Raw genomic sequence first — 20,605 nt, forward strand, 5'->3', positions numbered from 1 at the left:
TGTACTTTTCTTATTCAAACCAAGGAGCTCTTGCTTGCATAATTAAATCTATTGCTTGCTCTTCATCCATAAGTACAATATCAAGCAACTCATCTACAGACAGCTCTGCTAGATCTTCCATAGTAACTATATTATTCTGCGCTAGCTGCTCAGCTAAATCTCTACTCATACCTTGCATATTAAGCAAATCTTGTGCTGGTTTTTTACCACCTAAAGCTTGAGATAAAATAACTGTTTTGGCTCTCTCTTGAAGTTCATCGACGACCTCTTCATCAAAACCTTCAATTTCTAAAAGCTCTGCTCTATCTAAATATGCCAAATCTTCAAGAGTTTCTATACCTTCTTCAATCAAAACTAATGCAAAATCATGATCTATATCCAAAGCTTCAACAAACTTCTCTACTATAGACATTTGCTTTTCTTCTTGCTCAGCATCTGATAGAACATTAATCTTCCAACCAATCAGTGCGCTTGCCAATCTTACGTTCACACCATTTTTACCGATTGCTTTAGATAAGCTTTCTTGCTTAACAACAATATCCATCGAGTTAGTTTCTTCATCAACATTTACTTCTAAGATATCTGCAGCATCTACAGGTGATAAGGAGTTAATAGCATACTGAACTATATCCTCATTCCAAAGTATAACATCAACTTTCTCACCATTTAGCTCATTCATTATAGAATGTATTCTAGAGCCTCTCACACCAACACAAGCACCACAAGGGTCTATTCTTTGATCATTACTTTTAACAGTTACTTTAGATCTAAAGCCAGGCTCACGAACCACATTTACTATGTTAATAAGCTCTTCTTCAACTTCTGGCACTTCAAGCTTAAATAAAGCTTTAAGCATTGTATTGCTTGAGCGACTTAACATAACCGTGTTTGGCTTACCAGACTCATCGCATTCAACACCCTCAACACAAGCTCTTATCCTATCACCGACACGATATCTTTCTCTAGCTATAAGATCTTTTTTAGGTAAGATCCCCTCAGCATTATTACCTAAATCAATAACCAAAATTTCATAAGTAGCGCGTTTTATTTCACCGTAAACAATATCACCAATTTTATTTTGATAGAATCTAGCTGACTTTTCTCTTTCAAAATTCTTGATTTTTTTCATTAGAATTTGCTTAGCCATTGTTGCAGCTATACGCCCGTATTCTTTGACTTCTACAGGTTCACGTATAACATCACCAGCCTTTACATTATAGCCTTTTTCTTGAGCAACATCTTCATAAAGCTCTTTTGAATAATCAATTAAATCTTCATCTTCAGAAACAATATGCCAAACTCTATCAGCCTTAAAATCACCAGTAACTCTATCGATTTTAACTTCGATATTCATATGCTCATCAAGCTCTTTCTTAGTTATAATAGCCAAAGCCTCTTCCATAGCCTCAAATAAAAGATCTTTTGATATATCTTTTTCATTTGCTACAGTTTCTAATACTAACAATAATTCTTTGCTCATATCTAATTTCCCCTATCTAACTAAAATCTGGCGATACTCTTAGCTTTTTAAGCTCATCAAAATCAAAACTTATCTCCTTACCATCTTCCAGCTTCAGAATAACATTATTACCTTCTATTCTCTCTAGCACACCCTTAAACTTTGTTTGTGACTCAACTGGTGCTAGAGTAACTGCCTTTACATTAAAACCTACTAAAGCTTGTGCCTGAATTATATTAAAAATTTGGCGATTCATCCCTGGAGAAGAGACTTCAAGCACATATTTGCCTGAAATTGGATTCTCAACATCGAAAATTGCACTTATTTCTTTACTAACTATTTGACAATCATCAACTGAAACACCATTCTCATGATCAATAAAAATACGTATGGTAGGTTTACCGCTTCCTACAACCTCAATTCCCCATAAAATATAGCCTAGATCAGCTGTAATGGGTTCTACTATCTCATATAAATCATCTAGTAACATTTTCACCCCTTAGATTTCGCATACTCTGCAGATAGCAAAAAGGCCCTTAAAGGGCCTTTATAAAAAAATTCCTGTTGGTAGCGGGGGCAGGATTTGAACCTACGACCTTCGGGTTATGAGCCCGACGAGCTACCAAGCTGCTCCACCCCGCGTCTATGGTATTAATAATATCAACATTTTTATTGAAGTCAAGTTTTTTATTCGATACTCATTTTTAAAATATTTTTTTTAAACACTAAACTCCCTAACCGCATCAATCATAACTTTAACATTATCAGGATCTATATCAGGATAGATACCATGACCTAAGTTAACAATATAGTTATTTAGCTTGTCTGACTGGATAAATTCAACGTTAGCTTTAACAGTCGCTCTAATACTTTCTTTACTACCGTATAAAAATGCTGGATCAAAATTTCCTTGTAAAACTTTACCAACACCTATCCTATGTCGCGCCTGTTTTAATGTAACACTCCAGTCAACTCCAACTCCATCACAAGATCTATTCTTTAACTCTTCAAAGAAGTTTGCGCCGCTCTTAGTAAAGAAAACTACTGGCACATTGACTTTTTGCTTAACATTTTTAGCAATATAATCCATATACTTAAGAGAAAAATCTTTATAATGCTCTAAAGGCAGTATGCCACCCCAAGTATCAAATATCATCAAAGAGCTCGCCCCTGCTTTAACTTGCTCAAGCAAATAGATAATTGTTATATCTGCCAAACGCTGTAATAAGGTATGCATTAATTTTGGATCTGCATACATCATCTTACGCAATTTATTAAATTGCTTTGATCCTGAACCTTCAATCATATATGCAGCTAAAGTCCAAGGACTTCCAGTAAAGCCTATTAAAGGTACATTTATTGCTGAACTAGTAGTTTTGACAGCATTATAAACATAGTCCAAAGAGCCTACAATTTCTTCAACTGACTTTAGCTTAACTAGATCTTTTTGCGACTGTATTGGCTCAGAAAATACCGGCCCAGTACCTTTGATAAACTTAAGATCCATTCCCATAGCTTCCGGAATTGTCAGAATATCTGAAAAAACAATCGCTGCATCAAGATCATATCTTTGGAGTGGATGAAGTGCTACTTCACAGCAGGCTTCAGCATTACGACACATATCCATAAAATTATCAAATTTTGCCCTAACCGCACGATACTCTGGCAGGTATCTACCAGCTTGACGCATTATCCAAACAGGTGGCTTTTCTAACTTCTCATGCTTAAAAGCATCTAAAAATAATTCTCTCATATCTAAAAAATACCTTTTTATAATTTTAGCCCATTAGCGGTTAACAATATCGATAACTCCATTATAGAAAATAAAACTGTTTAAGCATAGCAAGTTTTTATTTTCCATTTTTTCATTATTGCGGTAGCGTAGCGCTAGTTGATTTTGCATACTTTTTTGTTATGCAAGAAGTATGTTACTACAGTTTACGCAGTAAGCAGCGCAACCACTAGACCATATTTAGTAAATCATGTAACAATCATTTAATAAACTTATCCATTTTTCTATAACTAATAGCTTCTTGAATTGCTAATTTATCAATATTCTCAGTATTATTAAGATCTGCTATCGTTCTAGCAACTTTGAGTATTTTATAATACCCTCTTGCAGATAGTCCAAGCTTTTCTATAGCTAATGTAAGCATTTTTCTCGTTTCATCATTAAGATTACAAACTCTATCAAGCTCTTTACTAGATAACATTGAGTTAATCTTATCTTGTCTAGAGATTTGTAGCTGGCGGGCTTTTTTAACTCGCTCCCTAACTATGCCGCTTTTCTCACCTCTTAGCTGCTGATTTGTCAGATCCTCTTTTGAAAGTTCAAGAACTTCAACATGAAGATCTATCCTATCTAAAAGCGGCCCTGATAGTTTACTTTGATACCTTCTAATCGCTTGGATTGAGTCAGTACATTCTTTAAATTGTGAGCCTAAATAGCCGCATGGGCATGGATTCATCGCCGCTATTAACTGAAAATTTGCCGGATATTCAACCTGGCACTTAGCCCTAGAGATATTCACACTACCAGTTTCTAAAGGCTCACGCAAGACTTCTAAGACTTTACGATCGAATTCTGGCAACTCATCAAGAAAAAGTACACCATTGTGTGCTAAAGAAATCTCACCAGGCATTGGATTACTGCCGCCGCCAACTAAAGATACTCCAGAGGAAGTGTGATGTGGATGACGAAATGGTCTTTTATAAAAACTTTCAGCGATTCCTGATTCCCCTTTGATTGATGCAATCATTGCTGATGAGAGCGCTTCTTTCTTATCTAACGTTGGTAAAATTGAATTTAGTCTACTTGCCAACATTGTCTTGCCGGTACCAGGAGGACCTACTAAAAGGATATTGTGACCACCAGCCGCAGCAATCTCTAATGCTCTTTTGGCTTGATATTGTCCTTTGACATCTTCTAAATCTTGGTATAGCTTACTAAAGTCAACCTCTATATTTGGCTTTATTGGCTCTTTTTCAGTTCCTGATAAAAACTCTATAACGCTATTTAAGCTATCAAAGCTGTAGGCTTGAACTGACTCAACTAAACCAATCTCTTTATCATTTTGTATTGGCACAATAAGTTTTTTATCTTCCTCAACACATTTAATAGCCATCGGTATGGCGCTAGATATTTTTCTTAGCTCACCGCTCAAAGATAACTCACCAGCAAACTCATATTCAGCGATATCTTTGACAATATTCACTTGTCCAGAGGCATACAAAATACCTAACGCTATTGGCAAATCAAATCTACCACTACTTTTAGGCAAATCAGCTGGTGCAAGATTGATCGTGATACGCTTATTAGGAAAATTAAAACCTGTATTAATGATCGCACTTCTTACACGATCTTTACTTTCTTTGACAGCTGCCTCTGGTAATCCAACTATTGATAAGCCTGGCAAGCCATTTGATAAATGCACCTCTATTGAGACAAGAGGGGCTTCAATACCAAGTTGTGCTCGACTCTTTAGAACTGCTAAAGACATTTTATTTTTTCTCAGCTAAAAGCTTATCGAGTTTAGCCTCTATTTGCTCAAGCTTTTGGCGAGTTTTAAATAGAATTTTCTTCTGTACTTCAAATTCCTCCCTACTTACGACATCAAGCTTTTTCAGGCTTTTATTAATAATACTTTCTTTTGAATTTTTAATTACATCATTAAGGGGACCTAGAATTTCTTTCATCAGACATAAAATTTAATTGTTTCTAATAACAAGTATAAAAGTTATAACAACAATAGGCAATAAACTATTAATGATTATATCACATTAGTAACTTGTGTAAGAATACCTAAAAGGAGCATAGGCATGATACCTAAGAATAAAAGTACCAAGCCATTAACACTTAATGCTATTAGCGATGCCAATGGTGGCTTAACAGTTTGATCATTCTCTGGCTCATCAAAGTACATTGTCTTGATAACATGCACATAGTAAAATGATGCTATTACTGCCATAAGCAATACAAAACACGCTAAGAAATAGTTGCCATCATTAATTAACCCTATCACAACAAATAACTTAGCAATAAAGCCACCAAATGGAGGGATACCCGCCATTGAGAACAACACAATCAGTAAAATAAATGCCAACCATGAATCTTTGGTATTAAAGCCTTTTAGGTCATTAAGTTCTTGCACTTCATAACCACCGACCGAAATAGTTGTAAGTACACCAAATACTGCCAAAGTTGTAAATACATATACTATCACATAGAAACTTGCAGCTGTTAAGGCATATCCTTGAGGATTTAATGTTGTTGCCAATAGGACAAAACCTATTTGTGAAACTGTTGAGTAACCTAAAAGTCGCTTAACATTAGTTTGTGATAAAGCTACTAAACTACCAAAGAATATTGATAATATACCTATAACTCTAAATAAATATATCCAAGAATCTTTAAGTGATGGAAAGCCTACAAATAAAATATTCACAAGCATCGCAAAAGCAGCAACTTTTGGAATAGTTGCAACGATATTTGCTACCGAGTTTGGGGCTCCTTGATAAACATCTGGTAACCACATATGGAAAGGAAAAGCACCAAGCTTAAATAAGAATGTAGCTATCATCATTATCAAGCATACAAGTAAGAACTGCTGCTGCAATCCTGTGAAGTTACCCTGTGATAAAGTATTTGCAATATCTGTAATATCAAGCTCTCCAGTCATACCATACACAAATGACATCCCAAATAATAATAAAGCTGAAGCAATTGCACCTAAGACAAAGTATTTAATAGCAGCTTCAAGACCCTTACCTGAGTCTCTGTAGATTGCAATTAATGCATACATTGGTAATGATAATAGTTCTAGACCAACATATATTGTAACCAAACTATGAGCAGCTGTTAAAACCATCGCACCAAGAACACATAACATTAATAGTGTATAGAAATCACCATCTGATATCTTTCTATCTTTGACATAATCTCTTGAATACAGCGCGACAAAAACAGCTAAAACAAGTATCACCAGTTGTAAAGTATACGCAAAGCCACTAAATACAACCTGACCTTCAAACACAGAGCTACTAGTCTGAATTAGATATTCTTTAGCAAAAGTCGCTATCAAAGCAAGTAGCGTAAATACTTGGAAAAATATATAGTTAATGTTTCTAATTTTACCATGTAAAAAAAGTCCAGAAAACATCACCACTATTACACCAATTGCTAATAATATTTCTGGTAAAATATAAAGGATTGATAAACTCATACTCAAAACACCACCTTATAGAGATAAACCAACGATATGTGCCGATGCCGCTGCTGAAAGCTGCAAAATTGGCTCTGGATAGAAACCAAATAATAAAGTCGGTACCGCTAATAATATAAATACAAATAGCTCCATTCTATTTAAATCAGTCAAGCTTGCTACTTGTGTAGATACAACTTCGCCAAAGAAAACACGCTTATACATCCATAAAGTATAAATTGGCGCTATCACAAGAGTTAATCCTGCAATCAATGCTATTAATGGAGAGTATTGAAATACTGCCAATAAGATCATAAATTCACCAACAAATCCGCTCGTACCAGGTAAACCAACATTCGCCATACAGAAAAGTAAAAAGAATGTTGCAAATATCGGCATAGTCTTAGCTACTCCTGAAAAATCAGATATCTCTCTTGTATGCATTCTTAAATACAAGTAGCCAATACCAATGAACATACCACCTGATGAGAATGCATGTGCAATCATTTGGAAAACTGCACCTTGTAAAGCCAATTGTGCATGAGTTGTTCCAAGGACTGGATCAGCATTTTTTAATATAAATATTGAGAATAAACCAAGGGTAACTAGCCCCATGTGTGAAATTGATGAATATGCAATTAGCCTTTTAACATCAGTCTGTGCAACTGCAACAATCCCAACGTAAACGATAGCTATCAGAGACATCGCAATCAGCACATACTCAAGTGAAGCCGTTACCTCCGGTAACATCGGGATTGCAAATCTTAAAAAACCATATGCCCCTAACTTAAGCATAAGAGCAGCAAGAATAACAGAACCTCCAGCAGGCGCCTCTGAATGAGCATCTGGTAACCATGAGTGGAATGGCCACATTGGAATCTTAACAGCAAATGCTAAGAAAAATGCTCCAAACACTAACCATTGTGCTGTTAGAGTAAACTTAATCGAATCTATAAAGTCTTGTGACTGAGTTGCCCAAGCGATAAAGTTCTGAATAGAATAAGTATCTTGATTTACTAAAAAGTGTGTCGGTGAAGCAGCAACTCTTGTTTGAATATACAGAATAGCCGCCAATAAAAACACCGATCCAAAAAATGTATACATAAAATATTTAACTGCAGCATATGCTTTGTGTTTACCACCCCAAATACCAATACCAAGGCAAGTAGGGATTAGTAATGCTTCCCAGAAAACATAAAAAAGTATCGAATCAGTTGCACAGAATACACCATTAGTTAAACCACATGTGATCAAAAATATTGCCATGTATTGTCTAACTTTAGTTTTGATAGATGTCCAAGCTGCTAAAACAATTACCAATGTGGCAAAAGATGTCAAAACTATAAATAAAACAGAAAATCCATCAACTCCTAAACTATAGTAAATGTCATGCATACCAAAAACTTTAAACCATTTTACTGATTCTTGAAGCTGCATCGCTGAGCTACTATAGTCAAAAGATGTAACTAAAGGTATACATAAAGCTAGAGTCAAACAGCTAAAAACTAACGCTACCCAACGAGCCGCATCTCCATGTAATTCTTTGGTTCTTGTCGCTAAAACAACAAAACCTCCAACTATTGGAAGCCAGATTATTAAACTTAATAAGTAATTACCTAAATTCATAATACAAATTTATCCTCTAACTTGCCTAAACTGAAATTAGCAAAATCATAAACAATAACACACCAACCATCATCACAAATGCATAGTCAAACAAATATCCTCTTTGAATTTTTCTGAAACTATCACCTGTATGATATATCAAGCTAGATGTCCCATTTACAACTGTCTTATCAATAATAAAGATATCTACAACTTTCCATAAGAAATTACTAATTGCTAAGAAGATATTAACAAATACCACATCATACAAAGCATCGATAAAGTACTTCTTAACTAAGATATGATAAATTATTCCAAATCCTGATTTTGCATTTGCAAATAGTCTTGGAATTACCGGTAGCCATACATATAAAACATACGCTAAAGCTAAAGCACTTAAAGCTAACCAGAAAGGTAAGGTTGTTACAGAATGCTTGATAAAAGCCATCGAGCTCACTGTAGCAGGCTCATTAGCTAAATGAGCAGTCACTGATTCCCATCCAAGACCAGCTTGTATAAATGGGCTTATAGTGTTACCAAATAAACCATGATCTTGAGACAAAATACTGCTAAAGAAATACTCTCCAACAAACACTGAAGGTATAGCTAATAATATCAAAGGTATTAATATACTTAGCGGTGATTCTTTAAGATGTGATCTTTCTTCATCCGACATTCTTTCTTTACCATGAAAGACCATAAAGAACATTCTAAAAATATAAAATGAAGTCACAAATGCACAAGCTAAAACCATATAGTAGGCAAACTTATGTCCATATACTGTAGTAGCTTGAGCTGCTTCAATAATTAAGTCTTTTGAGAAAAAACCTGAGAAAGGCGGTAAAGCTGCAAGCGCCCACGCACCTATAAGCATACATAAGTATGTAACTGGCATATATTTTCTTAGCCCACCCATTCTACGCATATCTTGCTCATGATGCATTGCGACAATAACTGAACCTGCCGCCAAGAATAACAACGCCTTGAACATCGCGTGTGTCATTAGATGGAACATCCCTATTGAGAACGCACCAGCGCCCTGTGCTACCATCATATAACCTAGCTGCGATAGCGTACAATATGCAATAACTCTCTTAATATCTGTTTGGACAATCGCAATCAGACCCATAAATAAGCATGTTATAGCGCCGATAATTAACACAAAGCTCAGAGCCGCTGGTGACAGCACAAACATTGGGGAAAGTCTCGCAACCATAAATACCCCAGCTGTGACCATTGTTGCTGCGTGGATTAGCGCCGAAATTGGGGTAGGACCTTCCATCGAACCTTCTAACCATGAATGTAAAGGAAACTGAGCAGATTTACCCATTGCTCCGATAAATAATAGTGAGCACATTAGCGTAACTGGGCTAAAGCTCATACCTAAAAAGTGTATAGCCTGAGTATTATCAATATCTGGTAATGCTGCAAAAACTGTGGTGTAATCGATTGATCTTGTATATAAAATAACCGCACCTATGCCTAACAAGAAGCCCAAATCACCAATTCTATTTACTATAAAAGCTCTTAAGCTTGCGACATTTGCCTTATCTCTGTTGAAATAAAAGCCAATTAGTAAGTATGAGAATAAGCCCACACCTTCCCAACCAAAGAATAATAGTAAGAAATTATTTCCCATTACCAAACAAAGCATTGCGAAAGTAAAGCCTGAAATGTATGCAAAGAATCTTGCATAACCTTCTTCGCCTTTCATATATCCAATCGAGTAAATATGCACTAGAGTTGATACAAATGTTACTATCAACATCATATATACAGTGATCTTATTTACCGTAAAACCAACATCAAAGGCAAACATATTTGAGATTGGCGCCCACTGATAAAAGCTAACTGAGTAAACTTCAGCGCCGCTAAAGACACCATAAGCTAAAATTACACTAAGGACAAAAGACAAGCCACATAGAGAAATTGTGAAAAAGTTAACACCAGCATTTTTTATAGATTTACCACTAAACCCAGCAATCAAAGCACCTAATAGAGGCGCTAAAACTATAACTGCGATAAGTACAGCTGCTACTTGAGTGTTTATTACCATAGTTTGCTCTTAACCTCTTAGTGTATTAAGTTTACTTAAATCAATAGTTTTGCGTTTTCTAAATATTGCCACAACAATTGCTAAGCCGATTGCTGTTTCAGCAGCTGCTACTGCCATTATAAAAAATACAAAAACCCCACCCATTGCCTGATGATGCATATTAGCAAATATTAAAAAGTTAGTATTGACTGCTAGAAGCATTAATTCTATCGACATCAATAGTATAAGTATATTTCTTCTGTTTATAATTATACCAGCAACACTTATCACAAATAAAAGTGTACTAAAAATCAGCCCGTGTGTGACTGAGACTGAAATACTATTCATCTTTAGCGCCCTCATTATTACTTGGCATTTTGACCATAGTTAGACGATCTTTTGCTCTGACTTTAACTTGCTGAGCTGGATTAACTGTTTTGTTTCCTTTACGCTTAGCTCTTAATGTTAGCGTTATCGCTGCAGTCATAGCTGCCAATAAGATAAAATCAACAAGCTCAAACACATACAAGTTAGCGTTACTAAACATGGTTAGACCAATAAGCTTAAGTCCACCCACTCCTCCTTGCATCTTAGCTCCTGCAAAAACATTTGTCGCTGCATAGCTTATAACTGTAGCAAATATAGCACAAACAACCACAGCAGCTAGAGCATAGAAAAATCTACCAACTCGACCTTGTTCTTCAACATGCAAATCTAGCATAAAGACTACAAATAAGAACATTACTAACACCGCACCGACATAAACAACAATAAGCAATAATGCTAAGTATACTTGCTGTAAAATTATCCATACTGCCGCTGTAAATACGAATGTAAAAATCATTGCTATTACAGAATTTACTGGGTTATTTGCCAAAACCAGTACTAAAGCAGAAATGATAGCCAGTGATGCAAATGCATAAAATAAAATATCTGTTACAACCATTTTCCTACCTAAATTCCTTATCTTGCAATCTATCAGCAGCTATTTGCGCTTCATATTTATCACCTATAGCAAGAAGTTTAGCTTTTGTCATAATATTTTCACCACGTTCCTCAAAGTGGTATTCTAAAATATTTGTCTCAACAATAGAATCAACCGGACAAGATTCTTCACAGTAGCCACAGAAAATACACTTAAATAAATCTATCTCATAGCTTGAAGTTCTTCGTGTACCATCTTCTCTTTCCGTTGAGTTAATTGTAATTGCTAATGCCGGACAAACAACTTCGCATAATTTACATGCGATACATCTCTCCTCACCATTCTCATAGCGTCTTAACGCATGCAGACCTCTAAATCTATTTGATATAGGCGTTTTTTCATCTGGATACTGTACTGTAACCTTACGTGTAAAAAAATGCTTACCTGTTACTTTTAATCCTTTTAGGAGTTCCCAAAGCAGAAAAGTCTTTAAAAAATCTGTTATATTTCTCATGATACTATCCCTTTTACCACCAAGGTCCTACACCAAATCTAACCATGCAAGCAACAATAACAACCCATACAAATGTTAGAGGTATAAATATCTTCCAACCTAAACGCATGATTTGATCATATCTATATCTAGGGTATGTAGCTCTCACCCACAAGAACATAAACATAAATATACCGGTTTTAGCAAATAACCATATCACACCTGGTACAAAACTAAATATAGACTCTAATGCAGTAGTTTGAAATGGAGAATTCCAACCACCTAAAAACATTATTGATGTTAGGATACTAATTAAAATCATATTTGCATATTCAGCCAAGAAAAATAATGCAAACCTTGATCCAGTATATTCTATATGATGTCCGGCAACTATCTCAGACTCGCCCTCAACAACATCAAAAGGAGCTCTGTTTGTTTCAGCTATACCAGCAATAAAATAAACAATAAACAAAGGGAATAGCGGAATAAAATACCAGTGCCAAATTCCACCAGTTTGAGCTTCAATAATTCCTGTTATCCCCATAGACCCTGCTGCTATAACAACTCCAACGATAGCAAAGCCCATCGCCAACTCATAGGAAATAACCTGAGCACCAGCTCTTAGTGCACCAAATAGTGAATATTTACTATTTGATGCCCAGCCAGCAATTACTACCCCATATATAGAAAATGAAGTCATTGCTAATATATACAGTAGCCCTAAATTCATGTCAGACAGAACGACCCCCTTTGAAAAAGGAATCACTGCCCAAGCAGCATATGCTGGTGCAAAAGCTAAAATTGGTGCAATAAAGAACAAATATCTATTTGAATTTGTCGGCACTATAATCTCTTTAAGAAAAAGCTTAAGCGCATCAAATATAGGTTGCAGCAAACCAAAAGAACCTACTCTATTTGGGCCGATTCTATCTTGCATATAACCAATAACTTTACGCTCTGCATATGTATAGTATGCAACAACTAGTATCAAAGGAATGATTATCAACAATACATAAAGAGATGTCCATAAAATATACCCTAGCATATTATCTCCCCCTCCTCTACTAGCTTGGTACTAATATTATCACCGCTCAAAAAGTCCTTAAACAACGCTCTTGGCAGCATAATATTTTTAGCCTGTAAGCTTGGATCAACAACTACTTCAGGATTTATTTCATTATCAATATTATAAATCTTAATAATTCCTGAGTGACCTTTTAAACCTATTTCATCTGCTAATTCTTGTGAGATTCTCACACCGGCAAAACGTTTAGCATCAGCAGTTTTTTGTAATGGTTCAGCTCTTCTAAGCAAACTAGTTGTACTATACATTGGGTTTGAAGCCACAAACGCTACTTCTTTTTGGTAACCAAGATTAGCATTGAGAATCTGTGTAACATGATTGAATCCGACTCTAGCTCGTGTAGCATAAGTATCATTAGCAACCTCTGCAATAGAGTTATACTCGAAACCTTCTAATTCTAACAGATTGCCTAGCACTCTTAGAACTCTCCATAACTCTTTATTACCAGCATATGGTTTAACTACTTGCTTAAACTCTTTTTTATTGCCAAATAAATCAACAAAGCTTCCACTAGTTTCATAGTGAGTAGCTATTGGTAAAATAATATCTGCAGTTTCTTTAGTAAATTTATCAGCAAATGCTGTAAAGCTTACCACAATATCAATATTCTCTAATGCATTTCTAAGCTTTTGCTCACCATACAAGCTGTCTTTAGCTAACTCCGTATGCGCTGTCAAAAGCAATTTGGTATTTGTTTGACCATTTAAACACTTATATGTGCTAAATTTAGCTTTAGAAGAACTAAATATTCTATCAGCAGCAACGGAGTTGACATTACTTGCTAATACACCACCTCTTACACTAGTAACTTTTTCTAATACATCTAAAATACTAAAAACCGTTTCAAAACCACTTGTGTTGACAATATCTTGACCGATAATTATTTTTGGTGCTTTTGCCGCTACTATTTTATCAGCAACATCTCTAACCTCTGCAGCTGGATCAACCTTTCTTAGAATTTCATCAAGATCACCATAAGATAGGTTTGCTCTAACAAAAATAGCCTTAAGTAAAGACAATGCAATATATTGAATGTTATCAGCAGCTAACCTTACCTGCTTAATATCATAATTAAAGTTATAGTCACAGATATTCCAAGCAACAGCTTTAGCAGCATTCTTCTCAACCGCATCTTTGATCGCAATATTTACCAGTGGATATTCTTTTCTGATATTAGAACCAAAAACAAGAATAAAATCACTTTCACTAATATCCTCTAATGAACAGCTTAGTCCTTTACCGGCACTAATACCTGGAATATCAGCATATTGTCTAACACGACCATCGATATTATTTGAGCCTACAGCTGCTAATAACTTCTTCATCAAGTACATTTCTTCTGAAGTTGCAGTCTCAGATACAATAGCAGAGATCGCCTCAGCGCCATCTTTCTCTTTAGTTTTTTGTATAGCTACTTTAACAAAATCTAATGCCTCTTCCCAAGATACTTCAATCCAACCACCCGCTTTCTTAATCATTGGCTGTTCAATTCTATCTTGACTGTATAAACCAGTGTATTCAAATCTATCTCTATCAGCTATCCAAGCACCTGTAATCTTACTCTCTCTTGGGACTACTCTAACAAGTTTATTTTGATAAATATGCGCGTTAATCTCGGTTGCCAGAGCATCGCCTGCTGATAGAGTTGGAAACTGTTTTAATTCCCATGCCCTAGCTTTAAATCTAAATGGTTTTGATGTCAAAGCGCCAACAGGACAAAGATCTATAATATTACCTGAGATCTCAGAGTCAACCATCTCGCCAGAAATATAAGTACTAATAGCAGAGTGATCGCCTCTACCCATAACTCCCAATTCCTTGGCGCCAGCAACTTCTTCACCAAAACGTACACAACGCGTACATAAAATACACCTTGTCATATCAGTAGCAACTAAAGGGCCCAGCTCAGGATCTTCGACAGTTCTCTTAGACTCAAGGTATTCTGAGGTTGTATTACCATAGCCCATCGCAATATCCTGCAATTCACACTCACCACCTTGGTCACAGATAGGACAATCTAATGGATGATTTATAAGTAAAAACTCCATGACATCTTTTTGCATTTGTAACGCTTTCTCTGAACGAGTCTTAACTTTCATACCATCCATAACTGGTGTTGCACATGCTGGCGAGGCACGTCTGGCACCATCTACATCTACCAAACACATTCTACAGTTTGCAGCTACAGATAATTTTTTATGGTAGCAAAATCTCGGAATATATATACCGTTTGCATCTGCCACTTCAATTATTGATTGATTTGGTAAGGCTTGATAATTTTTACCATCAATCTCTATATTTACCTTCTTGGATTCTTTATTGTCTGACACAGAACTACTCCAATCAACTATTGATCCACTATACTTCTACCATTGTTCTCGATCATATAAACAAATTCGTCTCTAAATTTATCTATATAACTCTGGACTGGCCATGCAGCTGCATCACCTAAACCACAAATAGTATTACCTTCTATATTTGTTGCTACTCTAACTAAAGTATCTATATCTTCAGGTCTTCCTTCACCCGCGACAATCCTATGTAAAGTTCGCGCTAACCAGCCAGTACCCTCTCTACAAGGTGTACACTGACCACAAGATTCTTCATAATAAAAATCTGCTAATCTTGCTAATGTCCTAACTATACAAGTAGTTTCATCTAGCACTACCACTGCCCCTGAACCAAGCATTGAACCTGCTGCTGCTATCGACTCATAATCCATAGTAACAGCCATCATCTCTTTAGCTGTTAAGATTTTTGATGAGCTTCCACCAGGGATTACTGCCTTAAGCTTATTACCATTGCGAACACCGCCACACATATCTAAAAGCTCTTTAAACGGCATACCCAAACCTATTTCAACAACTCTCTGCTTCTGCACATGCCCAGAAACACAAAACAACTTAGTGCCACCACTCTTCTCAGTACCTAGTGTTTTAAACCATTCTCCACCATGCTGCAATATTGCCGGCACTGAAGCATAAGTTTCTGTATTATTTATATTTGTCGGCTTGTCATACAAACCCTTAAATGCAGGAAAAGGTGGCTTAAATCTCGGACGCCCCTTTTTACCCTCTAAAGAATTTAAAAGAGCTGTTTCTTCTCCGCAAATATAAGCACCAGCGCCAGTAGATGAATATAAATCAAAAGAAATTCCTGATGATTTAATATTAGAACCCAAAAGACCAGCCTGGTATGCCTCAATCAATGCATCTTCAAATCTAGCTATTGGCTCATAAAACTCACCTCTTGTATAGTTATAGCCCGCTGTAGCACCAACCACATAACCTGCTATAGCCATGCCTTCTATTAACTGATGTGGATTATTTCTAAGGATCTCTCTATCTTTGCATGTACCTGGCTCACCTTCATCTGAATTACATACAACATACTTCTGTCCTGGAGCATTACGTGGCATAAAACTCCATTTCAAACCTGTAGGAAAACCAGCACCACCGCGACCTCTAAGCCCAGAAACCTTGAGCTCTTCGATAATTTGCTCAGGTGGTATTTTTTCTGTCAATATTTTATTCCAACACGAATAACCACCTACAGATAGGTAAGATTCCAAACTATATGGGTTATCTAAATGCAGGGTACGAAAACAAACTTCATTTGCCATTTATAACTACTCCAAAGAATCAATAATTTGATTCACTTTTTCTATAGTTAGATTTTCATAAAAAACCTTATCCACCTCAAGCATAGGTGAACCACAACACGCACCTTGACACTCAACTTCTTTCAAGGTTATACGGCCATCCTTAGTAGTTTCTCCAGGCTTAATACCAAGTTTTTTCTCTATATGCGCTAAAATTTCATAAGCACCATTTAGCATACATGAGACATTTGTACACAGATTTAACTTATGTCTCCCAACTGGCTTTAGGTCATACATACAATAAAATGTCGCAACCTCATAGACATCAACTTTACTAACTTGCAGGTACTCTGCCAGAGCAGTTTGTAAATTATCGGTCAAATACCCACCATTTTGATCTTGTAAAATATGCAAGCCTTCTAATATTGCTGATCTACGCTGATCGGTAGGAAACTTACTTAAAACTCTGTCAATATCTTCTCTCGCTTGTGGCGATATTAAATCTACTAAAGACATCTTTTTCCTCTATCTATCTACATCACCAAACACAACATCTATTGTTGAGATAATAGCTGGAGTATCTGCTAACATATGTCCTGACAATAATTCATCCATCGCACTAATATGTGCAAACCCTGGAGCTCTCATCTTTAATCTATAAGGTTTATTTGCACCATCTGATTTGATATACACCCCAAACTCACCCTTTGGATGCTCAGTACCAACATAAACCTCACCCTCAGGAGTACAATAACCTTCTGAGAAGAGTTTAAAATGATGTATAAGCTCTTCCATATTATTTTTCATCGCATTTCTCTTAGGAGGTGCAATCTTATGATTGTCTGATAACACAGGTCCCGGATTAGCTCTAAGCCAATCAACGCATTGCTTGATAAGCTTATTTGACTCACGCATCTCAGCCATTCTGACAAGATACCTATCGTAACAGTCACCATTTGCACCAATTGGAATATCAAACTCTAACTTATCATATACTTCGTAGGGTTGAGTTTTCCTAAGATCCCAGGCTACACCACTTCCTCTTAGCATTGGACCAGTAAAGCCAAGCTCTTTAGCTCTCTCAGCACTTACCGTACCGATATCTACATTTCTCTGTTTCCAAAGTCTATTCTCAGTTAAAAGAGTATCAATCTCATCTAAAGACTTCTCAAAATCAACAACAAAATGATCTAAGAAATCAAGCATACTCCCTTGTCTTGGCTCATTCAGCTTCTTTGCCTTTCTCTTACTAGTAAATCTAGTCTTTTGGTACTGTGGCATTTGTGTTGGCAAGTCTCTAGCGACGCCACCAGGTCTAAAATATGCCGCATGCATACGTGCACCAGATACGGCCTCATAGCAGTCAAATAAATCTTCTCTGACTCTAAAAGCATATAAAAATACCGTCATTGCACCAAGATCAATACCACAAGCAGCAACCCATAGCAGATGATTTAAAATCCGAGTCATCTCAGCGAACATTACGCGAATATACTTGGCTCTCTCTGGAACCTCTAACTGCAAAAGCTTCTCAATCGCCATTACATAGGCATGCTCATTACACATCATCGAGACATAATCAAGCCTGTCCATATAACCAATACTTTGATTATATGGTTTAAATTCAGCAAGCTTTTCGGTACCCCTATGCAACAAACCAACATGTGGATCAGCTCGCACAACATTTTCACCATCAAGCTCTAAAATAAGCCTAAGAACACCATGCGCTGCAGGATGAACCGGCCCAAAATTTAGTGTATAGTTTTTATACTCTGCCATTACTATAAACTCATAGTTATATTTTAGTTACGAATCACTCTTGGTGTATTAACCCTGTCATCAATCTCTACCGGTTCGTACACAACTCGACCAAGATTCTCATCATAACGCATTTCAACATAGCCAGTTTGTGGAAAATCTTTTCTCAAAGGATGTCCAACAAAACCATAATCTGTAAGCACTCGTCTTAGGTCAGGATGATTATTAAAGTAAATCCCAAACATATCGTACACTTCTCTTTCAGCCCAATTCGCTGATGGCCACAAATCACTGACAGAATCAACTAAAATAATCTGCGCATCTTTTAATTTACACTTCACTCTAACTCTGACATTATTTGCCATGCTTAGTAGCTGATAAATAATTTCAAATCTATTATTAACATTGGCAGTTTTGAAGTCTTGCTGACGCCCTCTAGAAAAACCTGTTTGTGAGACAACCTTACCAACCTGCCAGTCTGCCTGACCATAAGTTAGATAATCAACAGCTGTTACATCTGTAAGCTGCTCAAAAAGATACTCTTTTTTAAGTTTTTTTAATATCAAATGGATATCGCGCTGATCCTTGATAGCAACTGTTATCTCACCATAAGCTATACAACTTTCAACACCAAAACTACTCAAAAACTTCATTATATTATCAAAATGATCTTGTAATTTAGCATTCATGATCACTTCCTCGCTATAGTATCTTTTCTAATAATCTTATTCTGCAGCTGTATAATACCGTAAACTAAAGCCTCAGCAGTCGGCGGACAGCCTGGCACATATATATCAACAGGCACAATCCTATCACAACCTCTCACCACCGAGTACGAATAATGATAGTAGCCACCGCCATTTGCACAAGACCCCATAGATATTACCCATTTAGGCTCAGGCATTTGATCATACACTTGGCGCAGTGCTGGAGCCATTTTATTACAAAGAGTACCAGCAACAATAAGCACATCAGACTGCCTTGGAGAAGGTCTAAACACTATACCAAACCTATCCAAATCATATCTAGCAGCACCTGCATGCATCATTTCTACAGCACAGCAAGCTAAACCAGTTGTTACTGGCCATAAAGATCCTGTACGTACCCAGTTTATAAGCGCATCTGCACTTGCGGTTATAAAACCTTTATTTTCGTTACCTATTCCCACTCTAAAGCTCCTTTCTTCCAGGCATATACTAAGCCTAAGAATAGTACCCCTAAAAATATAATCATCGCAAAAAATGCGTGATTTGAAATAGCTGGCATTACAGCACTAGCTCTTAAATTTATTCCCCACGGGATAATAAATGCTAACTCTAAGTCAAAAACCAAAAACAATACTGCAATCAAATAAAAACGTACATCAAACTTCTCTCTTGCTTCACCAAAAGTCGGGAAACCACACTCAAATGTTTCACCCTTAGTTTTAGTAGGATTATTTGCACCTACTATTACTGATAAGACTTTACCAATAATTGCAAAAGCAGCACCTAAACCAAAAGCTATAATTAGGAATATCAGTATAGGTGCGAATTGCTCATAAACACTTGTACTCATAGAAAAAACGATGATAAAAACAATTAGTGCGGTAATAATAGCATAATTAGACCCTAAGTACAAAGTCGATGAGTTATTTATACTTATTGATTGGCTAAAGTAAGCAAATATTGTTAGAAAATATTTAACCACTCAAAACTCCTTGTCTAAAATCTTTACATACCTAAGCTTTTCGAATAATCTTTATATTAAAACTTATAAAATTATCTGAAAAAAAGATGAGTTCGAAAAATCTTGACTTAAAGGAATTCGGTTTCAAAGTGACGCAACCTCGTGTTGAGATACTTAAATTGTTTGAAAAAAACAAAAATAAACATCTCAGTCCTGATGAGGTTTTTTCTAAACTTAAAGCACAGGGTAGCTCGACAGGAATCGCCACAGTTTATAGAGTACTTAATCAGTTTGAGTCAGCAGGGATAATAAATCGCTTAAAACTTGATAATGAGCAAGTAATGTATGAGTTAAATCAAGGCGGTCATCATGATCATATAATCTGTATCAAGTGCAACATGATACAAGAATTCTACAGCCCAGAAATTGAAGCTCTGCAAAAGCAAATTGTCGAATCATTTGGTGCTGAAATGATTGATCATAGCCTTAATATATATGTCAAGTGTAAGTCATGTCGCGAAAAATAACTTTTGTACACTTTGAATAAATCACTCCCCACAACTCAAAGCCACTTCTAAAACACCATAGAACATTAATAAAACTTTAAGTCTTATTAAGCTTATCAAAACGACTTTTTCTGAAATCTCTAAACTCAAGATTTCTACTCTAACCTACCAACTTTATTTTTGTATAGCTAAATCCATATAAAACTAGTACATATAACATTCTTCTACAGAGTATTTATAGCCTACTAGGCATAAAAGTAGTACATTCTT

At 36.1% G+C, this 20,605-nt stretch carries 20 protein-coding genes and 1 tRNA gene; 1 reads left to right on the forward strand and 20 read right to left on the reverse strand.

The features are described from left to right. Window positions 1-10: 10 nt before the first annotated feature. The 20 genes from nusA to ndhC all read right to left on the reverse strand — a co-directional run bounded on the left by nusA (window position 11) and on the right by ndhC (window position 19,718). Window positions 11-1,480 carry a transcription termination factor NusA gene (gene nusA / locus CGC45_RS08295; protein ID WP_071629818.1) on the reverse strand — a complete coding sequence of 490 codons (1,470 nt, stop codon included), beginning with the start codon at window positions 1,478-1,480 and terminating at the stop codon, window positions 11-13. Between the two features lie 16 nt (window positions 1,481-1,496). Next, window positions 1,497-1,949, reverse strand: coding sequence for a ribosome maturation factor RimP (rimP, locus tag CGC45_RS08300; protein WP_071629819.1), 453 nt, complete (start codon window positions 1,947-1,949; stop codon window positions 1,497-1,499). A gap of 75 nt (window positions 1,950-2,024) precedes the next feature. After that, window positions 2,025-2,101: transfer RNA gene (locus CGC45_RS08305), tRNA-Met, on the reverse strand. 76 nt (window positions 2,102-2,177) lie between these two features. Continuing rightward, a complete protein-coding gene (hemE, locus tag CGC45_RS08310) occupies window positions 2,178-3,212 on the reverse strand; it encodes a uroporphyrinogen decarboxylase (RefSeq protein ID WP_071629820.1) in 1,035 nt (344 codons plus the stop codon). Between the two features lie 238 nt (window positions 3,213-3,450). Then, entirely contained in the window at window positions 3,451-4,959 is a 1,509-nt protein-coding gene (locus CGC45_RS08315; RefSeq protein ID WP_071629821.1) for a YifB family Mg chelatase-like AAA ATPase, read from the reverse strand. A gap of 1 nt (window position 4,960) precedes the next feature. Next, window positions 4,961-5,155 carry an accessory factor UbiK family protein gene (locus CGC45_RS08320; protein ID WP_071629822.1) on the reverse strand — a complete coding sequence of 65 codons (195 nt, stop codon included), beginning with the start codon at window positions 5,153-5,155 and terminating at the stop codon, window positions 4,961-4,963. Window positions 5,156-5,229: 74 nt separating this feature from the next. Beyond that, window positions 5,230-6,681, reverse strand: a complete 1,452-nt coding sequence (locus CGC45_RS08325; protein WP_114702126.1) for an NADH-quinone oxidoreductase subunit N — start codon at window positions 6,679-6,681, stop codon at window positions 5,230-5,232. Window positions 6,682-6,696: 15 nt separating this feature from the next. Then, window positions 6,697-8,286 carry a complex I subunit 4 family protein gene (locus CGC45_RS08330; RefSeq protein WP_071629824.1) on the reverse strand — a complete coding sequence of 530 codons (1,590 nt, stop codon included), beginning with the start codon at window positions 8,284-8,286 and terminating at the stop codon, window positions 6,697-6,699. A 25-nt stretch (window positions 8,287-8,311) separates the two neighbouring features. Beyond that, window positions 8,312-10,321: an NADH-quinone oxidoreductase subunit L gene (gene nuoL, locus CGC45_RS08335; RefSeq protein ID WP_071629825.1), complete on the reverse strand. Its 2,010-nt coding sequence runs from the start codon at window positions 10,319-10,321 to the stop codon at window positions 8,312-8,314. Between the two features lie 9 nt (window positions 10,322-10,330). Continuing rightward, window positions 10,331-10,663: an NADH-quinone oxidoreductase subunit NuoK gene (gene nuoK / locus CGC45_RS08340; protein WP_080555395.1), complete on the reverse strand. Its 333-nt coding sequence runs from the start codon at window positions 10,661-10,663 to the stop codon at window positions 10,331-10,333. Then, window positions 10,641-11,246: an NADH-quinone oxidoreductase subunit J gene (locus tag CGC45_RS08345; protein ID WP_071629826.1), complete on the reverse strand. Its 606-nt coding sequence runs from the start codon at window positions 11,244-11,246 to the stop codon at window positions 10,641-10,643. Before CGC45_RS08345 ends, nuoK begins: the two co-directional genes overlap by 23 nt. 4 nt (window positions 11,247-11,250) lie before the next feature. Then, window positions 11,251-11,739: an NADH-quinone oxidoreductase subunit NuoI gene (gene nuoI / locus CGC45_RS08350; RefSeq protein ID WP_071629827.1), complete on the reverse strand. Its 489-nt coding sequence runs from the start codon at window positions 11,737-11,739 to the stop codon at window positions 11,251-11,253. A gap of 13 nt (window positions 11,740-11,752) precedes the next feature. Beyond that, the gene (gene nuoH, locus CGC45_RS08355) at window positions 11,753-12,763 is read right to left on the reverse strand and encodes an NADH-quinone oxidoreductase subunit NuoH (RefSeq protein ID WP_071629828.1); all 1,011 of its coding nucleotides are present in this window, start codon (window positions 12,761-12,763) and stop codon (window positions 11,753-11,755) included. Next, the gene (nuoG, locus tag CGC45_RS08360) at window positions 12,757-15,132 is read right to left on the reverse strand and encodes an NADH-quinone oxidoreductase subunit NuoG (protein WP_071629829.1); all 2,376 of its coding nucleotides are present in this window, start codon (window positions 15,130-15,132) and stop codon (window positions 12,757-12,759) included. The genes nuoH and nuoG overlap by 7 nt, the downstream gene beginning before the upstream one ends. 17 nt (window positions 15,133-15,149) lie before the next feature. After that, entirely contained in the window at window positions 15,150-16,424 is a 1,275-nt protein-coding gene (gene nuoF / locus CGC45_RS08365; RefSeq protein WP_071629830.1) for an NADH-quinone oxidoreductase subunit NuoF, read from the reverse strand. A gap of 6 nt (window positions 16,425-16,430) precedes the next feature. Continuing rightward, window positions 16,431-16,919 carry an NADH-quinone oxidoreductase subunit NuoE family protein gene (locus tag CGC45_RS08370; protein WP_071629831.1) on the reverse strand — a complete coding sequence of 163 codons (489 nt, stop codon included), beginning with the start codon at window positions 16,917-16,919 and terminating at the stop codon, window positions 16,431-16,433. Window positions 16,920-16,928: 9 nt separating this feature from the next. Further along, window positions 16,929-18,182 (reverse strand): NADH-quinone oxidoreductase subunit D, encoded by a 1,254-nt coding sequence (locus tag CGC45_RS08375; RefSeq protein WP_071629832.1) that lies wholly within the window; start codon window positions 18,180-18,182, stop codon window positions 16,929-16,931. 23 nt (window positions 18,183-18,205) lie between these two features. Continuing rightward, the gene (locus tag CGC45_RS08380) at window positions 18,206-18,850 is read right to left on the reverse strand and encodes an NADH-quinone oxidoreductase subunit C (RefSeq protein ID WP_071629833.1); all 645 of its coding nucleotides are present in this window, start codon (window positions 18,848-18,850) and stop codon (window positions 18,206-18,208) included. A 2-nt stretch (window positions 18,851-18,852) separates the two neighbouring features. Continuing rightward, window positions 18,853-19,329 (reverse strand): NuoB/complex I 20 kDa subunit family protein, encoded by a 477-nt coding sequence (locus CGC45_RS08385; protein ID WP_071629834.1) that lies wholly within the window; start codon window positions 19,327-19,329, stop codon window positions 18,853-18,855. After that, the gene (gene ndhC, locus CGC45_RS08390; RefSeq protein WP_071629991.1) at window positions 19,320-19,718 is read right to left on the reverse strand and encodes an NADH-quinone oxidoreductase subunit A; all 399 of its coding nucleotides are present in this window, start codon (window positions 19,716-19,718) and stop codon (window positions 19,320-19,322) included. Before ndhC ends, CGC45_RS08385 begins: the two co-directional genes overlap by 10 nt. A gap of 218 nt (window positions 19,719-19,936) precedes the next feature. Between ndhC and CGC45_RS08395 the strand changes: the two genes are divergently transcribed. Continuing rightward, window positions 19,937-20,356 carry a Fur family transcriptional regulator gene (locus CGC45_RS08395; RefSeq protein ID WP_071629835.1) on the forward strand — a complete coding sequence of 140 codons (420 nt, stop codon included), beginning with the start codon at window positions 19,937-19,939 and terminating at the stop codon, window positions 20,354-20,356. Window positions 20,357-20,605: the final 249 nt, after the last annotated feature.

Origin of the sequence: Francisella opportunistica, from assembly GCF_003347135.1 — a bacterium.
Lineage (GTDB): Bacteria > Pseudomonadota > Gammaproteobacteria > Francisellales > Francisellaceae > Francisella > Francisella opportunistica.